General features: G+C 72.3%; 12 protein-coding genes and 3 riboswitches. Of the genes, 1 reads left to right on the top strand and 11 read right to left on the bottom strand.

Features of this window, described 5'->3' with window-relative positions:
• Positions 1 to 95: 95 nt before the first annotated feature.
• The 11 genes from ggt to ACF1CT_RS33100 form a co-directional block, all read right to left on the bottom strand.
• Positions 96 to 1,907, bottom strand: coding sequence for a gamma-glutamyltransferase (gene ggt / locus ACF1CT_RS33050; protein WP_391787702.1), 1,812 nt, complete (start codon positions 1,905 to 1,907; stop codon positions 96 to 98).
• A gap of 258 nt (positions 1,908 to 2,165) precedes the next feature.
• Positions 2,166 to 2,948 (bottom strand): enoyl-CoA hydratase, encoded by a 783-nt coding sequence (locus tag ACF1CT_RS33055; protein WP_391787703.1) that lies wholly within the window; start codon positions 2,946 to 2,948, stop codon positions 2,166 to 2,168.
• Positions 2,945 to 3,874: a 3-hydroxyisobutyrate dehydrogenase gene (mmsB, locus tag ACF1CT_RS33060; protein ID WP_391787740.1), complete on the bottom strand. Its 930-nt coding sequence runs from the start codon at positions 3,872 to 3,874 to the stop codon at positions 2,945 to 2,947. Before mmsB ends, ACF1CT_RS33055 begins: the two co-directional genes overlap by 4 nt.
• Entirely contained in the window at positions 3,871 to 4,938 is a 1,068-nt protein-coding gene (locus tag ACF1CT_RS33065) for an enoyl-CoA hydratase/isomerase family protein (RefSeq protein ID WP_391787704.1), read from the bottom strand. The genes mmsB and ACF1CT_RS33065 overlap by 4 nt, the downstream gene beginning before the upstream one ends.
• Positions 4,935 to 6,089, bottom strand: coding sequence for an acyl-CoA dehydrogenase family protein (locus ACF1CT_RS33070; protein WP_391787705.1), 1,155 nt, complete (start codon positions 6,087 to 6,089; stop codon positions 4,935 to 4,937). Before ACF1CT_RS33070 ends, ACF1CT_RS33065 begins: the two co-directional genes overlap by 4 nt.
• On the bottom strand, positions 6,086 to 7,585 hold the full coding sequence (locus tag ACF1CT_RS33075) for a CoA-acylating methylmalonate-semialdehyde dehydrogenase (RefSeq protein WP_391787706.1): 1,500 nt from the start codon (positions 7,583 to 7,585) through the stop codon (positions 6,086 to 6,088). Before ACF1CT_RS33075 ends, ACF1CT_RS33070 begins: the two co-directional genes overlap by 4 nt.
• A gap of 222 nt (positions 7,586 to 7,807) precedes the next feature.
• Positions 7,808 to 7,986: riboswitch (cobalamin riboswitch) on the bottom strand.
• 135 nt (positions 7,987 to 8,121) lie between these two features.
• Entirely contained in the window at positions 8,122 to 8,949 is an 828-nt protein-coding gene (locus ACF1CT_RS33080; RefSeq protein WP_391787707.1) for an ECF transporter S component, read from the bottom strand.
• Positions 8,946 to 10,607: an ABC transporter ATP-binding protein gene (locus ACF1CT_RS33085; protein WP_391787708.1), complete on the bottom strand. Its 1,662-nt coding sequence runs from the start codon at positions 10,605 to 10,607 to the stop codon at positions 8,946 to 8,948. Before ACF1CT_RS33085 ends, ACF1CT_RS33080 begins: the two co-directional genes overlap by 4 nt.
• Positions 10,604 to 11,785 carry an energy-coupling factor transporter transmembrane component T gene (locus tag ACF1CT_RS33090; RefSeq protein WP_391787709.1) on the bottom strand — a complete coding sequence of 394 codons (1,182 nt, stop codon included), beginning with the start codon at positions 11,783 to 11,785 and terminating at the stop codon, positions 10,604 to 10,606. Before ACF1CT_RS33090 ends, ACF1CT_RS33085 begins: the two co-directional genes overlap by 4 nt.
• Before the next feature lie 5 nt (positions 11,786 to 11,790).
• On the bottom strand, positions 11,791 to 12,720 hold the full coding sequence (locus ACF1CT_RS33095) for a hypothetical protein (RefSeq protein WP_391787710.1): 930 nt from the start codon (positions 12,718 to 12,720) through the stop codon (positions 11,791 to 11,793).
• Positions 12,717 to 15,401 (bottom strand): prenyltransferase/squalene oxidase repeat-containing protein, encoded by a 2,685-nt coding sequence (locus ACF1CT_RS33100; RefSeq protein WP_391787711.1) that lies wholly within the window; start codon positions 15,399 to 15,401, stop codon positions 12,717 to 12,719. The genes ACF1CT_RS33095 and ACF1CT_RS33100 overlap by 4 nt, the downstream gene beginning before the upstream one ends.
• A gap of 191 nt (positions 15,402 to 15,592) precedes the next feature.
• Positions 15,593 to 15,662: riboswitch (cobalamin riboswitch) on the bottom strand.
• Positions 15,663 to 15,801: 139 nt separating this feature from the next.
• A riboswitch (cobalamin riboswitch) is annotated at positions 15,802 to 15,877 on the top strand.
• Positions 15,878 to 15,997: 120 nt separating this feature from the next.
• Between ACF1CT_RS33100 and ACF1CT_RS33105 the strand changes: the two genes are divergently transcribed.
• Positions 15,998 to 17,410 (top strand): hypothetical protein, encoded by a 1,413-nt coding sequence (locus ACF1CT_RS33105; protein ID WP_391787712.1) that lies wholly within the window; start codon positions 15,998 to 16,000, stop codon positions 17,408 to 17,410.
• The last annotated feature ends 136 nt before the right edge of the window (positions 17,411 to 17,546 follow it).

Consider the following 17,546-nt stretch of genomic DNA (forward strand, 5'->3'; position numbering starts at 1 on the left):
AACCCGAAACCATGTTCCCGTCAAGAGTGCGGGGCTGGTTCGGTGTGCGACTACCGCACCGAACCAGCCCCGTACACAAGATAATTGACGCTATGTCATGCATGCCCGGACGGTCGCACCACCATGGCCGATCCGCCGCCCCGGCGTTCCGTCTCCGCGGCCGCGAGCCACCGGCCGTCGGGCAGACGTTGGACGCCGGTCGCCGCCCCGATCTCCGGGTTCGGTGTGAAGGCGTGGCCCAACGCCTCCAGCCGGGCGCGCACCGGGCTGTTCCAGAGCCCCGGTTCGAGCTCCGTCTTGGCCGAGTTGCGCTGGCTGGCGCGTGGCGCGGCGATGGCGTCGACCAGGGGGAGCCCCCGGTCCACCGTGCCGATGAGCGACTGGAGCACGGTCGTGATGATCGTGGCGCCGCCCGGCGATCCCAGGGCCAGCACCGGCCTGCCGTGCTTCAGGACGATCGTCGGTGAGATGGACGACCGCGGACGCTTGCCCGGTCCGGGCAGGTTCGGGTCGTGGACCGCCGGACTGGCCGGCGCGAACGAGAAGTCCGTCAGCTCGTTGTTGAGCAGGAAGCCGCGTCCCGGCACCGTGATGCCGCTGCCGCCGGTCTGCTCGATCGTGAGGGTGTAGGCGACGACGTTGCCCCACTTGTCGGCCGTCGTGAGATGGGTGGTGTTCTCCCCCTCGTACGTCGTCGGGGCGGCCGGTCCGCCGGTCCGGCAGGCGGCCGGATGCCGCGGATCGCCCGGCGCGAGCGGGCTGGTCAGCACCGCGTCGTCCTTGATCAGGCACTCCCGCGAGGCGGCGAACCGCCGGCTGAGCAGCTCCCGCGTGGGAACGTCCTCGAACGCCGGGTCGCCGACCCAGCGTCCCCGGTCCGCGAACGCGATCCGGCTGGCCTCGATGTAGCGGTGCAGGTACTGCTCCTCGCTCAGCTTCGAGAGATCCGTGGGGCCCAGGATGTTGAGCGCCTCGCCGACACTGGTGCCACCGGACGAGGAGGGCGCCATGCCGTACACGTCCAGGCCCCGGTAGCGCACCTCGGTCGGGGCCTGCCGCAGCACGTGGTACGACCGCAGGTCCTTGGTGGTGAGCTCGCCGGGCCGCACCACTCGTTCGGCCCTCGGGTCCACCGGTGGTGTGCGCACGGCGCGCACGATGTCGTCGGCCAGCCCTCCCCGGTACAGCTCGTCGACGCCCTTGCGGCCCACCAGTTCGTAGGTGCGCGCGAGGTCGGGGTTCTTGAGGACGGAGCCCACCACCGGCAGACGACCGCCCGGCAGGAAGAGCTTTCTGGTCGCCGGGAAGTCGGCGAACCGCGCCTGGTTGCCCTCGGTCTGCGAGCGGAACGTGCTGTCGACGACGAAGCCGTTCCTGGCGAGCCGCACGGCCGGCTTCAGCACGTCCCGCAGCGACTTGCTGCCCCAGGCGTCGAGCGCGGCGTCCCAGGTGGCGGGGGTGCCGGGGGTCCCCACGCTCAGCCCGCTGGTGACGGCGTCGTCGAAGGCGATCGGCTTGCCGTTCTCCAGGAAGAGCGAGGAGTCGGCGCGGCGCGGGGCGGTCTCCCGGCCGTCGATGGTCTCCACGGTGTGCGTCCTGGCGTTGTAGGTGACGAAGTAGCCGCCACCGCCGAGGCCTGCCGAGTACGGCTCGGTGACCCCCAGTGCGGCCGCGGTCGCGACCGCGGCGTCCACCGCGTTGCCGCCCTTGCGGAGCACTTCGATCCCGGCGGCCGTGGCATCCGCGTCGACGCTGGAGACCGCGCCTCCGTACCCCACAGCCACCGGGGACTTGGGGGTCGGCGCGGCGGGTGGTGCGGACGACGACGAGGGGGCGGCGGCCCCGATCGTGACTACGGCGGCGAGAACCGCCGACAACGACACATTCCGCGCGACGGATCGTCGCATGCGTACCTCCAAGTGAAGGATTGTCCGCCGCAGGGTAGCGCCGCCCCGCCCGCCGCGTCAGGACCGCCGTGGGACCGGGCCCGAATGCCCGCCACCGTGTCCGCCCGTGAACGACGCCGTGCACGACGGCATGCCGCCGCGGGCGCGGTGCGGGGTCGGGCCCCGATCGGCGTATTCGCGTTCCCTCTCCGGTGGGGCCCACGACAGGTGAGCGGCCGGGCGGCTGCCGCTCACCGTCGTGCGGATCGGGCGCGCGGCTCAGGAGTGTGTGAATCCGGGCGGGCGCTTCTCGACGAAGGCGGTCATGCCCTCCTTCTGGTCCTCGGTGGCGAACACGGCGTGGAAGAGACGGCGTTCGAAGCGGACGCCTTCCGCGAGGGTCGTCTCGAAGGCCCGGGACACCGCCTCCTTCGCCATCATCGCGACGGGCAGGGACATCCCCGCGACGGTTTCGGCGACGGCGAGCGCCTCGCCGAGGAGCTCGTCGGCGGGCACCACGCGCGAGACGAGCCCGGCCCGCTCCGCCTCCGCGGCGTCCATGGTGCGGCCGGTCAGGCACATCTCCATGGCCTTGGCCTTGCCCACCGCCCGGGTCAGCCGCTGGGATCCACCGATACCCGGGATGACGCCGAGCTTGATCTCCGGCTGGCCGAATACGGCGGTGTCGGCCGCGAGCAGGATGTCGCACAGCATCGCCAGTTCGCAGCCACCGCCGAGCGCGTAGCCGGAGACGGCCGCGACCGTCGGCGTGCGCAGCGCTCCGAGCCGGTCCCAGGCGGTGAACCAGTCGCTCAGATACATGTCCATGTAGCTCCGGGGGCGCATCTCCTTGATGTCGGCCCCGGCCGCGAACGCCTTCGGCGATCCGGTGAGGACGATGCAGCCGACGCCGGGGTCCCGGTCCAGCTCCGCCGTCGCGGCGACGACCTCGTTCATCAGCTTGAGGTCGAGTGCGTTGAGGGCCCCCGGCCGGTCGAGCGTGAGAAGGGCGCTGCGCCCCTTGCGCTCGACCCGGATCGTCTCGTACCGCGTTGTGGTCATGTGCTGTCTCCGTTCCGTGACGTCCGCGGCGCCGACTGCTCCCTGATCGTTCCGACGATCCCGGAGAAGTCGTGGTCCGCACCTGATCCCTCGGCATAGGCCGCGTACAACTCCGCCGCCCTCAGCCCCAGTTCGGCGTGCACACCGCCTGCTCTCGCGGCGTCGGCGGCCAGTCCCAGGTCCTTGGCCATCAGCGGTGCGGCGAAACCGGGACGATAGCCGCGGTTGGCGGGGCTGCCCGGGACGGGGCCCGGCACCGGGCAGTTGACGTTCAGGGACCAGCACTGGCCGGATGCGGTGGAGGCCACGTCGAACAGGGCCTGATGGGACAGGCCCAGGCTCTCCCCGAGGACGAACGCCTCGCTCACCGCGATCATCGAGACGCCCAGAATCATGTTGTTGCAGATCTTCGCGGCCTGCCCGGCACCCGGCCCGCCGCAGTGCACCGTCTTCCCGCCCATGACCGCCAGGAGCGGGTCGGCCTCGGCGAACTCGGCGTCGCCTCCCCCCGCCATGAAGGTGAGTGTGCCTGCCTCGGCGCCGACGACTCCCCCGGAGACCGGGGCGTCCAGGGCGCGCATTCCGGCGGTGGCCGCCGCCTCGTGGGCGCTGCGCGCGTCGGCCACGTCGATGGTCGAGCAGTCGATGAACAGGGTGCCCGGCCGGGCGGCGGCCAGCAGACCCTCCTCCCGGTAGAGGCCGAGGACGTGCCGTCCGGCCGGCAGCATCGTGATCACCACGTCCGCCGCTGCCGCGACCTGCGTCGACGATCCGGCGGCCTCCACACCGGTCCCGGCCGCCGCGGTGAGGACCTCGGGCATCAGGTCGTGGCCGAGGACCCGGTGCCCGGCCCCGACGAGGTTCGCGGCCATCGGGCCGCCCATGTGCCCGAGGCCGATGAATCCGATCGTGCGCCGGCTGTTCACCACGGCACCTCCTGTGTGGTTGTGGCCAGTTGGAGTTCGCCCCCGGCGGGCGGGGCGAAGTAGCGCGCCACGTCCGTGTCGGTGACCTCGGCAAGAGCGGCCGGTGCCCAGCGGGGACTGCGGTCCTTGTCGATGACCTGGGCCCGGATGCCCTCGGCCAGGTCGTGCGAGGCGAGTGCGGCGGTGGAGATCCGGTACTCCTGCTCCAGGACACGTTCCAGCGGACCGAGCCGCCGGGCACGGCGCAGCGCGGCGAGCGTGACTTTCGACGCGGTGGGCGACTTCGCCACCAGGGTGTCCGCCGTCGCGTCGGCGACGCCCGGTCCATGGCCACGAAGCCGGGCGACGATCTCCTCGACCGTGTCGGCGCCGTAGCAGGCGTCGATCCAGGGCCGACGGCCCGCCAGTTCACCCGGCGGCGCCGGGCGGACGCAGCGCCGGAGCGCGTCCCGGACCGGGCGCGTGGCGAGGTCGTCCAGCAGTCGGGGCAGGTCGCCGGAGGGGACGAAGTGGTCGGCGAGTCCGCACAGCAGCGCGTCGCCCGCGCCGATCCGCGCGCCGGTCAGCGCCAGGTGGGTGCCGAGTTCACCGGGTGCGAGGGCCAGCAGATAGGTGCCGCCCACGTCGGGGACGAAGCCGATGCCGGTCTCCGGCATCGCGATCCGGGAGCGCTCGGTGACGATGCGGACGCTGCCGTGCGCGGAGACACCGACACCGCCGCCCATCACGATCCCGTCCATCACCGCGATGTACGGCTTCGGGTAGCGCGCGATACGGGCGTTGAGCCGGTATTCGTCCCGCCAGAAGCCGGCGGAGGCCGTGCCCCCGGCGCGCGCGTCCTCGTAGATGGAGCGGATGTCGCCGCCCGCGCACAGGCCCCGTTCGCCCGCGCCCGTGATGATCACGGTCTCCACGGCCGGATCGTTCTCCCAGGCGGTCAGCGCCTCGTCGATACGCCGGACCATGGCGTGCGTCAGCGCGTTGAGCGCCGCCGGCCGGTTGAGCGTGAGGTGGGCCGCGCGCCCCTCGGTACGGAGCAGCACGTGTTCCTCGGCGGCGGTCACCGGAACGCCTCCGTCAGTCCACGGGCCACGATGACGCGCATGATCTCGTTGGTTCCTTCCAGGATCTGGTGGACGCGAAGGTCACGGACGATCTTCTCGATGCCGTACTCGGTCACGTAGCCGTATCCGCCGTGGAGCTGGAGGGCCCGGTCGGCGACGGCGTAGCCGGTGTCGGTGGCGAAGCGTTTGGCCATCGCGCACAGTTGCGGGGACCCCGGATCGGCGCGGTCCAGGGCCTCGGCCGCCTGGTGGACGAGGGCGCGGGCGGCGGCGAGTTCCGTCGCCATGTCGGCGAGGCGGAACTGCAGGGCCTGCGCGTCGAGGAGCCGGGCGCCGAACGCCTCCCTGCCGGCGAGGTACGCGAGGCTCTTGCTGAGGGCACTGCGGGCACCGCCCAGGGAACAGGCGGCGATTCCGAGCCGGCCGCCGTTCAGGCCGCTCATGGCGATCCGGAAGCCGTCGCCCGTCCGGCCGAGCCTCCGGTCCGCGGGCAACCGGACGCCGTCCAGGATCACCTGGCGGGTGGGCTGGGCGTTCCAGCCCATCTTCTTCTCGTTCGGCCCGAAGGACAGGCCGGGGTCGTCCCGGTCCACGACGAACGCCGAGATGCCGCCGGGCCCCTCTCCGCCGGTGCGTGCCATGACGATGTACAGCTGGGAGGCGCCCGCCCCGGAGATGAACTGCTTCACTCCGGTCAGTACGTAGTCGTCGCCGTCCCGCACCGCGCGGGTGCCGAGCGCGCCGGCGTCCGATCCCGCGCCCGGTTCGGTGAGGCAGTAGCTTCCCAGGTCGTCCATGGCGCACAGGCGTGGCAGCCATCGTGCCCGCTGGCTCTCGTCGCCGTAGGTGTCGATCATCCAGGCGACCATGTTGTGGATGGAGAGGTAGCCGGCGATGGAGGGGCAGCCGGAGGCGAGGGCCTCGAAGACGAGGACTCCGTCGGCGCGTGCGAGGCCGCTGCCTCCCGCTTCCTCGCGCACGTAGACACCGCCGAGTCCGAGCCCGGCGGCCTTGCGCAGCACGTCGAGCGGGAAGTGCTTGTCCTGATCCCACTGGAGGGCGTGCGGGGCCAGGTGGTCCTGCGCGAAGTCGAGGGTCGTCTCCACCAGGGCCTGTTGGTCTTCGGTGAGGGTGGTGGTCATGGCGCTCATCCCATGGTCGGGAGGGTGAAGCTCGCGCCTTCCCTGACGCCCGAGGGCCAGCGCGAGGTGACGGTCTTGGTACGGGTGTAGAAGCGGATGGCGTCCGGGCCGTGCTGGTTCAGGTCGCCGAATCCGGACTGCTTCCAGCCGCCGAAGGTGTGGTAGGCGACGGGGACGGGGATCGGGACGTTGACGCCGACCATGCCGGTGTTCACCCGGCGGGTGAAATCGCGGGCGGTGTCACCGTCCCTCGTGAAGATCGCGACACCGTTTCCGTAGGGGTGCTCGCTGGGCAGGCGCAGCGCCTCCTCGTAGTCGGCGGCACGCACCACGCACAGGACGGGACCGAAGATCTCCTCCCGGTAGATCCGCATCCGCGAGGTGACACGGTCGAAGAGGGACGCTCCCGCGAAGAAGCCCTCCTCGTGGCCGGGCAGGGAGAAGTCCCGTCCGTCGACGACGAGTTCGGCGCCCTCGGTGACACCGATGTCCACGTACCGGCGGACCCTGTCGACGGCGTCCCGGCTGACCAGGGGGCCGAAGTCGGCCTCCGGGTCGTCGCAGCGGCCGATCCGGAGCGCGGCGATGCGTTCCCCGAGCGCGGCGACGAGCCGGTCGGCCGTCTCCTGCCCGACGGGCACGGCCACGGAGATCGCCATGCAGCGCTCTCCGGCCGATCCGTATCCGGCGCCGATGAGTGCGTCGACGGCCTGGTCCAGGTCGGCGTCCGGCATCACGATCATGTGGTTCTTGGCACCGCCGAAACACTGCGCCCGCTTGCCGTGCGCGGCGGCGGTGGCGTAGATGTGCGCGGCGACGGGAGTGGAGCCGACGAAACCGAGCGCGCCCACCCTGGGGTCCTCCAGGAGGGTGTCGACAGCTTCCTTGCCGCCGTTGACGACGTTCAGGACGCCGGGCGGCAGGCCTGCCTCCAGGAACAGTTCGGCAAGCCGCAGCGGTACGGACGGGTCCCGTTCCGACGGTTTGAGGATGAAGGCGTTCCCGCACGCGAGAGCGGGTGCCGCCTTCCACAGCGGAATCATCGCGGGGAAGTTGAACGGTGTGATTCCGGCGACCACACCGATCGGGGAGCGCAAGGAGTGCACATCGATGCCGGTGCCCGCGTTGTCCGTGAACTCGCCCTTGAGGAGATGGGGAATTCCGGCGGCGAACTCGACGACGTCCAGACCGCGTTGGATGTCGCCGTGCGCGTCGGCGACGGTCTTGCCGTGTTCCGACGACAGCAGGCGGGCCAAGGAATCGCGTTCCGCCTCCACCAGCCGGAGGAAACGCAACAGGACGCGGGCACGCCGCTGCGGGTTCCATTGCCCCCAGTCCTGCTGCGCGGCGGTCGCGTCGGCGATCGCCGTCTCGGTGTCGGCGCGGCCGGCGAGCGGCACGCGGGCCCGGACGGTGCCGGTGTTGGGGTCGTACACGTCGCCGAAGAGGCCGGACGTGCCGGTGGTGTGTTTGCCACCGATGAAATGGGTGAGTTCACGGACCATGGTTGCCTGCTCTCGTCAGGTGAGATCCGGGGATGGCACGGCGGGCCGCAGCCGGGCACACGGAGGTGTGTCCTGCCGGGACAGCCGTGGGACAGCGAGCTACGGGGCCGGGGCCCCGGAGGTCTACGAGCGCGCGACGGGTCGCCTGCGCTCCGCCGGATCACCAGGGTCGTGGTCGGGGGTACGGACCGGTGCCATGCGTGTCTGCTCCATCCTCGTGGAAAACACGGAACATTCCGCGGCCGGTATCCTGACTCCCGGATCTCCGCGTACCGCCCGCCTTCCCGGCAGACCTCGCCAGTGGCGTGTGGATGGCAGCACACTCCCCGGTCACAGTGGCGGGACCGTGCCGGATTCACACCGGCTTCCCTGCACCGCGGACCTAGTCCCCCGAAGATATAGTTGGACGTCCTAGTAAGTCCACCCCGCCACTCGAAGTGCCGTGGAGAACAAGGTGCGTCCACGCCCGCGACGGAGGCCCGCCTGCCGGTCGGCCCTCGGTCGCGCCCCGGGGACACGGCTGCCGGGGACGGGCGTCAGTCCTCCCCGCCGGGTCCCTTGGGGAGCGAGGGCGCGAAACGCACCGGGGCCCGGAAGCGGGCGCGGCGGGCGGCGCGGCGGAAGGTGGTGAGTACGGCCGGGCCGGCCAGCGTGATGCAGACGAAGTTGGTGACCGCGCGCCCGGTGTCCCAGCCGAGCGAGGTGGCGAGGTCGAAGGCAAGGTACCGGTGCCACTGCTCCGTGAACGGCAGGCCCGGAAGGTAGGCGATGGAGCTGTTCGGGTCGAGGGAGAACGGCCAGAAGGAGAGATTCAGCAGGAACCCGAAGAGGTAGCCCGAGACCGATCCGTAGGCGGCGAGCATCAGGACCTCCCGGCGGCCGGTGGCGCGGGGCAGGAATCCGGCGAGCATGCCCACGAAGGCGCAGCCGAACATCTGGTACGGCATCCACGGTCCGACGCCGCCCGTGATCAGCGCGGAGGTGAAGAGCGAGGTGCAGCCGAGGGTGAAGCCGAAGCCCGGCCCGTAGACGCGCCCGGCCAGGACCAGGACGAAGAAGACCGTTTCGATGCCGGCCGTTCCGGCGCCCAGGGGGCGCAGTGCCGCGTTGACGGCGGACAGCACGCCGAGCATGGCCAGGGCCTTGGAGTTGATGCCGCCCTCGGCCATCTCGGAGAGCACCACGCAGAGCACGAGGACCAGGAGGACGCCGAAGATGAGCGTGGGGGTGTAGTTCGAGCCGAACGTTCCGGGCGCGACGACGAAGGGCCAGAAGAACGCCACCACTCCGACGAGGGCGGCCAGGGCGATGACCAGCGAGGCCCGTGGGCCGATCCGGATGGCCGTCGCGCCACCGGCGCTCATGACCGGTCCTCGCCGTCGCCGGACGCGGTGTCGTGCGCGTCGAGTGCCGAGGTCGCCTGGTCGACGGTGAGGAAGGGCAGCGGTGCCAGGATCTTGGCGGTCTGCGGTGCGAACACCGGTGAGGCGACGATGACTTCGCGGGTGGGGCCGTCCGCGACGATGTCGCCCTCGGCCATGACGACGACCCGGTCGGCCGTCCGTGCCACGAACTCGACGTCGTGCGTGGAGATGACGACGGTGCGGCCTTCCGCGGCGAGGGCGAAGACGATCTCCGTGAGCTCCGCCTTGGCCCGGTAGTCGAGCCCGCGTGTCGGTTCGTCGAGGAGCAGGACCCGAGGCGTCGCGGTGAGCTGGATCGCGAGGACGAGGGCCAGCTTCTGCCCTTCGGACAGGTCACGGGGGTGGGTCGCGTCGTCGATGCCCGGGGCGAGGCGGTCGAGGATCTCGCGCGCCCCGGGACTCTCGCTCCCGTCGGCCGACTCGCTGTCGGCCTGCCGCAGTTCCTGCTCGACGCTCTCCAGGTAGAGCAGGTCGCACGGGGTCTGCGGAACGAGCCCGACGAGCCGCCGCGCCGCCGCCGCGGGCAGGGTGCGCGGATCGCGCGGCGCTCCCTCGCCGGTGACGCGCACGCGCCCGGCCCCGCGCGGGCCGGATCCCTGCAACGCCCACAGCAGGGAGGACTTTCCCGAACCGTTGCGCCCCATGAGCGCCGTGATCTCGCCACCGCGCAGGCCGAGGTCGGCCTCGCGGACGGCGGGGACGCCGTGATAGCTGACGGTGATGCCGTGCGCGTCCAGAAGCACCGTCCCCGCCGCCGGAACGGGACGTACCGGTGCGGGCGTGACACCGGCCAGCGCGCGACGGAGCGGGGCGGCGGCACGGCGGGCGTCGCGGACGGACAGCGGCAACGGGTGCCAGTCCGCGGCGCGCGCGAGTTCGACGATCGGCGGGGCGATGGAGGACGACCTGAGGATCTCGGCGGGGGGCCCGTGCACGACGCGCCCGCCGCCCGGGAGGTGGACCACGCGGTCGGCGTACTGGACGACGCGTTCGAGGCGGTGCTCGGCCATCAGGACGGTGACGCCGAGGTCGTGGACGAGGCGGGTCACGGCGGCGAGGACCTCGTCCGCGGCGGTCGGGTCCAGGGCGGAGGTGGGCTCGTCGAGAACGAGGACACGGGGGTGCGCGGTGAGGACGGAGCCGATGGCCACGCGCTGTTGCTGGCCGCCGGAGAGTTCGTGCAGGGCGCGGTGGCGGAGGTCGGCCAGACCCAGCAGATCGAGGGTCTCTTCGACGCGCTTGCGCATGACCGTCGGAGCGATGGCCAACTGCTCCATCGTGTAGGCGAGTTCTTCCTCGACGGTGTCGGTGACGAAGCCGTCGAGCGGGTCCTGCCCGACCACACCGACCACGTCCGCGAGCTCCCGGGGCGGATGGGTGGCGGTGTCCCTGCCGTCGACGGTGACGCGGCCGTGGAGTGTGCCGCCGGTGAAATGGGGCACGAGCCCGTTGACGGCGCCCAGGAGCGTGGACTTGCCGACGCCGGTGTGACCGACGACGAGGCAGAGCTCGCCCTCCTCGACGGTGAGGTCGACCTCGCGCAGCGCGGGTTCGGCCGCGTCGTCGTAGTGGACGGTGACCTGGTCGAAAGTGATCACGTGGCCTCGGCTTTCTCGGTGCGCCGCGGAGGCACGACGGGGTGGAGCGGGGTCGGCGGCGGCGCCAGGAACCCGGCGGTCCCGGCCAGCAGGATCGCGAGGACCGGCACCCACGGCAGCGAGGGCCAACTGAGCGGATAGATGGAGGGGTTGAGCTCGGCCGCGTTGTAGCCCACGTTGCCGAACAGCAGGACGGCGGAGAGCACGCCCACTCCGGCGACAGCCCATTCGGGAAGCAGCCACGGGTCGGGCCGGTACGTGGTGCGAGAGACCCTGCGTCCCCCCAGACGCAGACCCGCCACGCACAGCACGGCTCCCGCCGCCATCGCCGGGAACCCGAGGAACGTGGGTGTGGTCGCGTCGAGGAGTCCGTACACCCCGGCGCACAGACCGCACATCCCGAGGAGCATCAGCGCCCCGGTCGCCCGGCGGGAACGGCGGGTCGCGCCGCCCGCTCTGCCGTAGCCCCGGGAATCCATTCCGGCGGCCAGCCGCAGAGAACGTTCGAGGGCGTCCTCCAGGACGGGGACGACGATGCCGCGCAGTGCCTTGAGACCTCTGCTCCGCCCGGCCCGCAGTCTGCGGGCACGGGCGACTCGTTGCACACTCTGCACGAGTTGGGGGGCGACGCTGATGGCGACGGTGACGGCGACCCCGAGTTCGTGGAGGGCGCCGGGCAGAACCCTGAGGGCCCGTTTGGGATTGGCGAGGGTGTTGGCGGCCCCGACGCAGCACAGCATGCAGGCAAGCCGCAGCCCGTCGGTGGCGGCCGAGAGCAGGGCCTCCAACGAGACGGGTCCGCCGAGCCGGATGCCCGCGTACCAGTCGGGGGTGGCGATGTGCGGGAGCGAGAAGAGGAAGTGGTCGTGCGGGCCGATGCCGGTGGCGAAGACGGTCCGGAAGACCACCCGGATCGCGACGACGGTGAGGGCGAGGTAGAGGTAGTAGGTGAAGCCTCGCGCCCAGGGAGCGTCGGTGCGGCGCGCGGTGACGACGTAGCCGAGAACGGCGAGCACGAGGAACAGGAGCAGGGGGTTGTTGGTGCGGCTGACGGCGGTGGCCAGGGCCAGCGCCCAGATCCACCAGGCGACCGGGTGAAGCGTTCTCGGCAGGCGACGGCCGCCCGTGTCCGGAGCGTGTCCGGCCACGGGTGTCGTCACGGGCGTGGTGCGCGGCACCGCGGCTACTCCGTGCGGCGCCGGCGCCTGGCCGCGAACACGGCCGCCCCACCGACGAGCACGATCAGCGAGCCGCCCACCACCACCGGCAGGACCGACCCCGCGTCGACCTTCGCGTCGCCGGCCGGGGCCGCGTCGACGACCTCGGTTCCGGCGCCCGGCGCACCCTCGGCAGGACCGTCCGCGGCGGTCGGGGAAGGGCTCGGCGATCCCGGCTCCGTCCCGCTCGGCGACGGAGTGCCGGACGGCTTCGCCGAGGCGGAGGCCGAGGCGGACTTCGACGGCGAGGGCTCCTTCCGCCCGGGCGCCCTCGGGCCCGTGTCGGTGCCCGGCGACAGCTCAGGAGCCCGTTCCGTCGATACCGGCTCGCCCACCCCGCCCTTCGGCTCGGCGTTGTGGGCGCGCAGTTGGTCGGGGGTGAGCGCGGGCCTGCCCCTGGTGCCGCCGATGTCGGTTCCGCCGAAGATCCACAGGTCGACACTGCCGGGCTTCGGCTTGTAGAGCATGGCGCCGAGCTGGCTGTACTCCCAGTCGTTCGCACCGGGGTCGGCGTGCCAGTACGACCAGTAGGCGGAAGCGGGTGGCGTCAGGACGCAGTCGTCCTGCTGGGGCGTCGGGTACTGCTTGCCGCCCCGGTGTCCGCTGTATCCGATGCGGCAGATGAAGGCGGGGCCGTCGTGCCCGGTGCCGGTGGTGCGCCAACCGCCCTGGTTGAGCAGTTCGTAGCCGGTCGTGGGTGTGGTCCCGCAGGAGCGGTAGACCGGGCCGCCCCAGTGGCTGAAGTCGACGGCGAGAACGACTCCGGAGGTGGTGGTGCACCGGCCCATGGACTGCGGATCCGCCGCCGCTGATGGTGCGCCGGCGATCGGCGCGGCGGTCGCCAGCAGGAGGGCGGCTGCCGCCCGTACGGTCCTGCGCCAGCCGGTGGTACTCATATCCGTCCCCCTGCGGCCGGCCGGCGGCGGGCCACGACGACCACCCGCCACCCGGCACCGACGAGCACGGCCGCGAGGCCGAGGAGCGCGCCGATCCGCGTGCCGGTCGAGGCCAGCGCTCCTCCGCCGGAGCCGCCCGTGCCGGTGTCGACGATGCCTCCCGTCCCTCCCGCCGTGTCCCCGGGGGTGATGATGGGCGGGGTGGTGGCGCCGGGGGTGGGCGTGGGCTGCGGTGTGGTGCCGGTCAGGCCGCGCTCCAGCGTGCCGAACGAGATCCCGGTCGCCCCGCCGACCGCCTGGGTGGAGGCGCGCAGATCGGATCCGCGCTGTCCCTCCTTCGCCACGTTGAACCCGCCGTCGGCGTTCTGCTGGCCCGCGAGGAACTTCCGGGCCCTGGCGATCTCGGAGACGTATCGCGGCGCGTCCAGGGAGAGCCCCTGCACGGCGAGAGCGGCGGAGTTGACGGAGTCGCCGGCCGCGCCGGGGAAGCCGCCGTCGGGCAGCTGCTTGCTCGCTATCCAGGCCAGCGCCTTGTCGACGGCCCGGTCGGCCTTCTCGCCCCCGGCCAGGTCCAGGGCCATGGCCGCGACGGCGGTGGAGTCGACGTCGGAGTCACCGGTGGCGGGAATCAGGCTGGGCCACGCGCCGCTGCCGTGCTGAAGGCTCTCCAGGTAGGCGATCGGTTCCTGGGCCGCCGTACCCTCGTCGGCACGCAACTGGGCCATGACCGCGAGGGACTGGGCGAAGACGGAGGGGGCGTAGGTGTAGGCGCCCCTGTCCGCGCAGCTGCGGTCGGGAGCCTTGCTCGGCCCGGTGCACACTGCCTTGCCGAGAGCGGCGATGAGGTCCTGGCCGCCGAAGGAGCGCGGATCGCGGCCGACGCTCTCGGCCAGCAGGGCGGCCTTGCCGATGGAGCCGCCGAGCGCGTACGTCGTCCCCGCTCCGGTCCAGTCCCGCAGGGTCCGGCCTTCACCGTCCCTGCCGCCCTCGTCGAGGAAGTCGACGATGCCGCGCAGCTTGTCGTTGTTCAGACCGGTGGCCGCTAGCGCGTACGCGCCGTCGATGGTCAGTCCGAAGTCGGCGCGGGACGAGGCGCCGCCCGCGGCGTAGTACCGCCCCTGTCTGAGGTTGGTCCCGCTGGTGAGGTAGGCGACGCCCTTCTTCAGATCGGGGCCCTCACCGGCCGGAACGGTCGGAGCGGTGGTCGGGGAGCCGGTCGGATCGGGCTTCCTCGTCGTCAGAAGGACCAGATCGGTCCCGGCGCCGGCGAGGACCGCGGGTGACGTCGCGTAGAGAGCCGGGTCCGTGGCCCCCTCCTCGAAACCGAAACCTCCTCCGTCCAGTTGCTCCCGCGAGAGCCAGGACACGGCGGCGTCGGCCCGCGCGGTGTCGCCGAGGGCACGCAGTGTCTGCGCGGCGTACGCGGTGGCGTGGACACTGCCGGTCGTGGCCCCGGTGTAGCCGGGGAACGAACCGTCCTGGCGCTGCGCCTTCCCGAGATAGGTCCGGGCCTTCGTCACCGCCGCGTCCCGGCCGCCCGCCCCCCGCAGTGCGAGGGCCACGAGACCGGTGGTGGCGGGATCGCCGTCGCAGTTCTCACCGGGGCGGATCAGAATGCTGGTGATGCCGCCGTCCTCGCACTGCAACTGGGTCAGCCGCTCGACGGCCTCGGCCGGAATGCCGGTGCCGGCGCGGAGCAGGGCCAGTACGGCGAACGCCTGCCCGTCGGCGTAGGTCGCGTTCCTGAAATCGCCCCTGGCGCTGCAGCCGGGGGTGGGGCTGCCCGCGTCGGGGCCCGCGGCGCAGATGTTGTCCACGAGGTCGGCGATCAGGTCATGGCCGCCGAAGTGGTGCGGGTCGGCTCCCGTGGCCTCGGCGACGAGCGCGAGACGGGCCGCCGCGGTGGCGTCGGGGGCCTGGTCGTCACCGGACGCGTAGGCGTATGCGTCGGTGTGGGCGGCGAGGAACGCGGTGACCTTGTCGAGGGCGGTGCTCTCGCCACCCGCGGCGGCGAGAGCGTACGCCGCCTCGGTGGTCAGCAGGTAGTTGGGGGTGTCGGCGCCGTCGTCGACGACGCGTTCGCCGTCCTTGAGCGTGCCGCCGATCCAGGCCGCGGCACCCGCGACATCGATCTCCCCGGCCGGGACCGTGGGAGTGTTCCCGGGGTCCGGGGTCCCGGTGCCGCCGCCGGCGCGCACCTCGTCCGGGGTGAAGGCCGGCTTGCCGGTGGTGCCGCCGATGTCGGTGCCGCCGAACACCCAGGCGTCGACGTCACCGTCCTTCGGCTTGCGGTCCATGGCCCCGTACTGGCTGTAGGTCCACGTGTTCTGGCCCGGTGAGGCGATCCAGTACGACCAGTAGGCCGTGGCCGGCGGGGTGAGTACGCAGGACTCGTTGTCCGCGGTCGGGTACCGCGTTCCGGAGCCGAGGCCGATGCGGCAGATGAAGGCCGGGCCGTCGTGCTGTGTGCCCTCCGTGGTGAAGCCCGCCTCGTGGAGGAGCTCGTACCCCGTCGTGGGCGTCGTGTCGCAGCCGCGCTCCACCTTGCCCGCGAAGGGTCCGAAGTCGACGGCGACGATCGCGCCCCTGGTGGCCGTGCAGCTCCCGATGGGGTCGGCCGTGGCCGGACCGGCGGTGACGAATGTCACGCACATGGCAAGCAGGAGAAACACGGCGGGCATCGGGGACAGGAACGCTCCGGGCCCCGTACGTCGGTCTCTTCGCTGTGCGGTCCCCACCGCGGCCCCCTCGTTCCGTGTCCGTGGGAACGCGAACGTGGCTGAGGCGCCCTCACCCCGGAATTCACGCGGGGCGGAGCGGGTCGACCACGCCGTAGTCCACGACGGCGCTCATCGCTGCGAATCAGGCTCCAGGTAATCCGGCTCGCCCGGCGGTGCCGGGCCTACGGTTGCGGGTCAGCGCCGGACTTCGACCGGCTTCCCCTGGAACTCAGTGCATATCAGGCGGATTTCAGCACGCTGGGCGATGCTCCGTCAAGGCACCGGTCACGCATCCGGAGAGGCGGCCCGGGCTGTCTGGCGGGACGGCAACGCGTCCGGTAGCGTCCAGCGCTGCCACGTGGGGGAACCCGGTGAGAATCCGGGGCTGACGCGCAGCGGTGTGGGGCGGCTGGGGGCCGTTCCGAGCCCGAATGCCCAGGCGGCGACGCATCACAGGAAGCCGGTCCACGCGTTCGGGCGGCGGCCCCGCTCGCTGTCGTCTCCCGCCGGGGGGCCGCGGGCCCGGGGCGGCGCGCCCCTCATCCCAGGAGCAGGCCATGTCCCGTCCTTTGATCTCACGCCGTCTCGCGTTCACGGCGACCGCCTCCATCGGGGCGTTCTGTCTGAGTGTCCTGCCGGCCGCCGCGACTGCCACACCGGGCCAGATCGCCACCTCGCGGGCGAACGGCGTCGCGTACCTCAAGTCCCTTCAAGCGGCGGATGGTTCCTACGCCGGCCCGGGGCTCTCCAACGAGTGGGCGTTCAGCGCGCTCGCCTCCGCCGGTACCGCGGCCGTCGATGTCACACCCGGCGGCGACACCACGAAGAACGCGAGATCCGTCTACCGCGCGTTGCTCGCCACGGCGGGCTGGCCGTCCGCCACACCGGTGGTCACCGACTACGAACGCGCCACCCTCAACTCCTACGCGGCCGGCGTCGACCCGTCCCGCGTCTCCGCCTCACGCAATCTCATCGGCGACATCTACGGCTACTGGCAGACTGCCGAGCCGGGCTACTTCGGCCCCCCGGCGAACTTCAACGGGACCGTGTTCGCCGCGCTCGCCCTCGGCGGCGCCAGAACACCGGCGGGAGCGCAGCGCATACCCCAGTCCCTGCGCGACTCCCTGATCGCCCGTATCCGCGCCAACCAGCACAACGACGGCGGCTGGGACTACAGCAGGGCCGAGGGCGATCCGGGCCGGCTCGCCGCCCCGAGCGACATCGACATGACCGGCGCCGCGATGGCAGCCCTCTGCGTCACCGGTGTCCCGAACACCGACACGGACATCACCCGGGCCAAGGCGTTCCTCAAGAGCAAACTCGTTCCGGGCAGTGGCGCCTTCAACGCGACGTTCGGTGTCAACACCGACTCCAACGGCTGGGCCGTCTCCGGCCTGAACGCCTGCGGCGTCAACCCGCAGACCGGCGACTTCCTCACCTCCGCCGGCAAGACGCCCGTCGACTTCCTCATCGCCCAGCAGTTCAACCCCGGCGGCGGCTTCAGGTACCTGCCGGGCGACACCACGCCCTCCGCCTACGCGTCCGTCGACGGGCTGCGTGCCGTCGCCGGGGGCGGCTTCACCGCCGCTCCCCCGGTCCCCGTCACCGGCGGCGCGCCCCAGTGGGTGGCCCAGGGCGCCTTCACCCCCGGCACCGCCACGAAACTGGCCCTGACCGTGGACGACGGCACGGGCGATCTGAAGGTGTGTTCCGTCTCCTTCACACCCACCGGTGCCACGACCACCCTCGGCGCGGTCCTCGACGCGGCAACCACCGCGGCCACTCCCTCCGGCTGCGTCAGCGGTGTGACGCCGTCCTCCGGAACCGCCACGATCACCGCTCTCAACGGCAGGGCCAACAGCGGGGTCGGCACATGGAAGGCCGGCGTCGACGGCTCGGCCCTCACCGGAGCCGACCGCGGCAGGGTGATCAACGTGGGCGACACGATCGCCCTGCGCTGGGGCGCCTGACCTCCCCTCGGACCCGGCCCACGGCCCCGGCGCGTCCGGTCGCGCGGACGCGCCGCGTCGACGCCGGTCCCGGTTCACCCGCGCGGGCGGAGGTGGACCGGGGCCGGGCGCCGCGCCGGCGCGGAGGGCGTCGACG

This window comes from Streptomyces sp. NPDC014734, assembly GCF_043083325.1.
Taxonomy (GTDB): Bacteria; Actinomycetota; Actinomycetes; order Streptomycetales; family Streptomycetaceae; genus Streptomyces.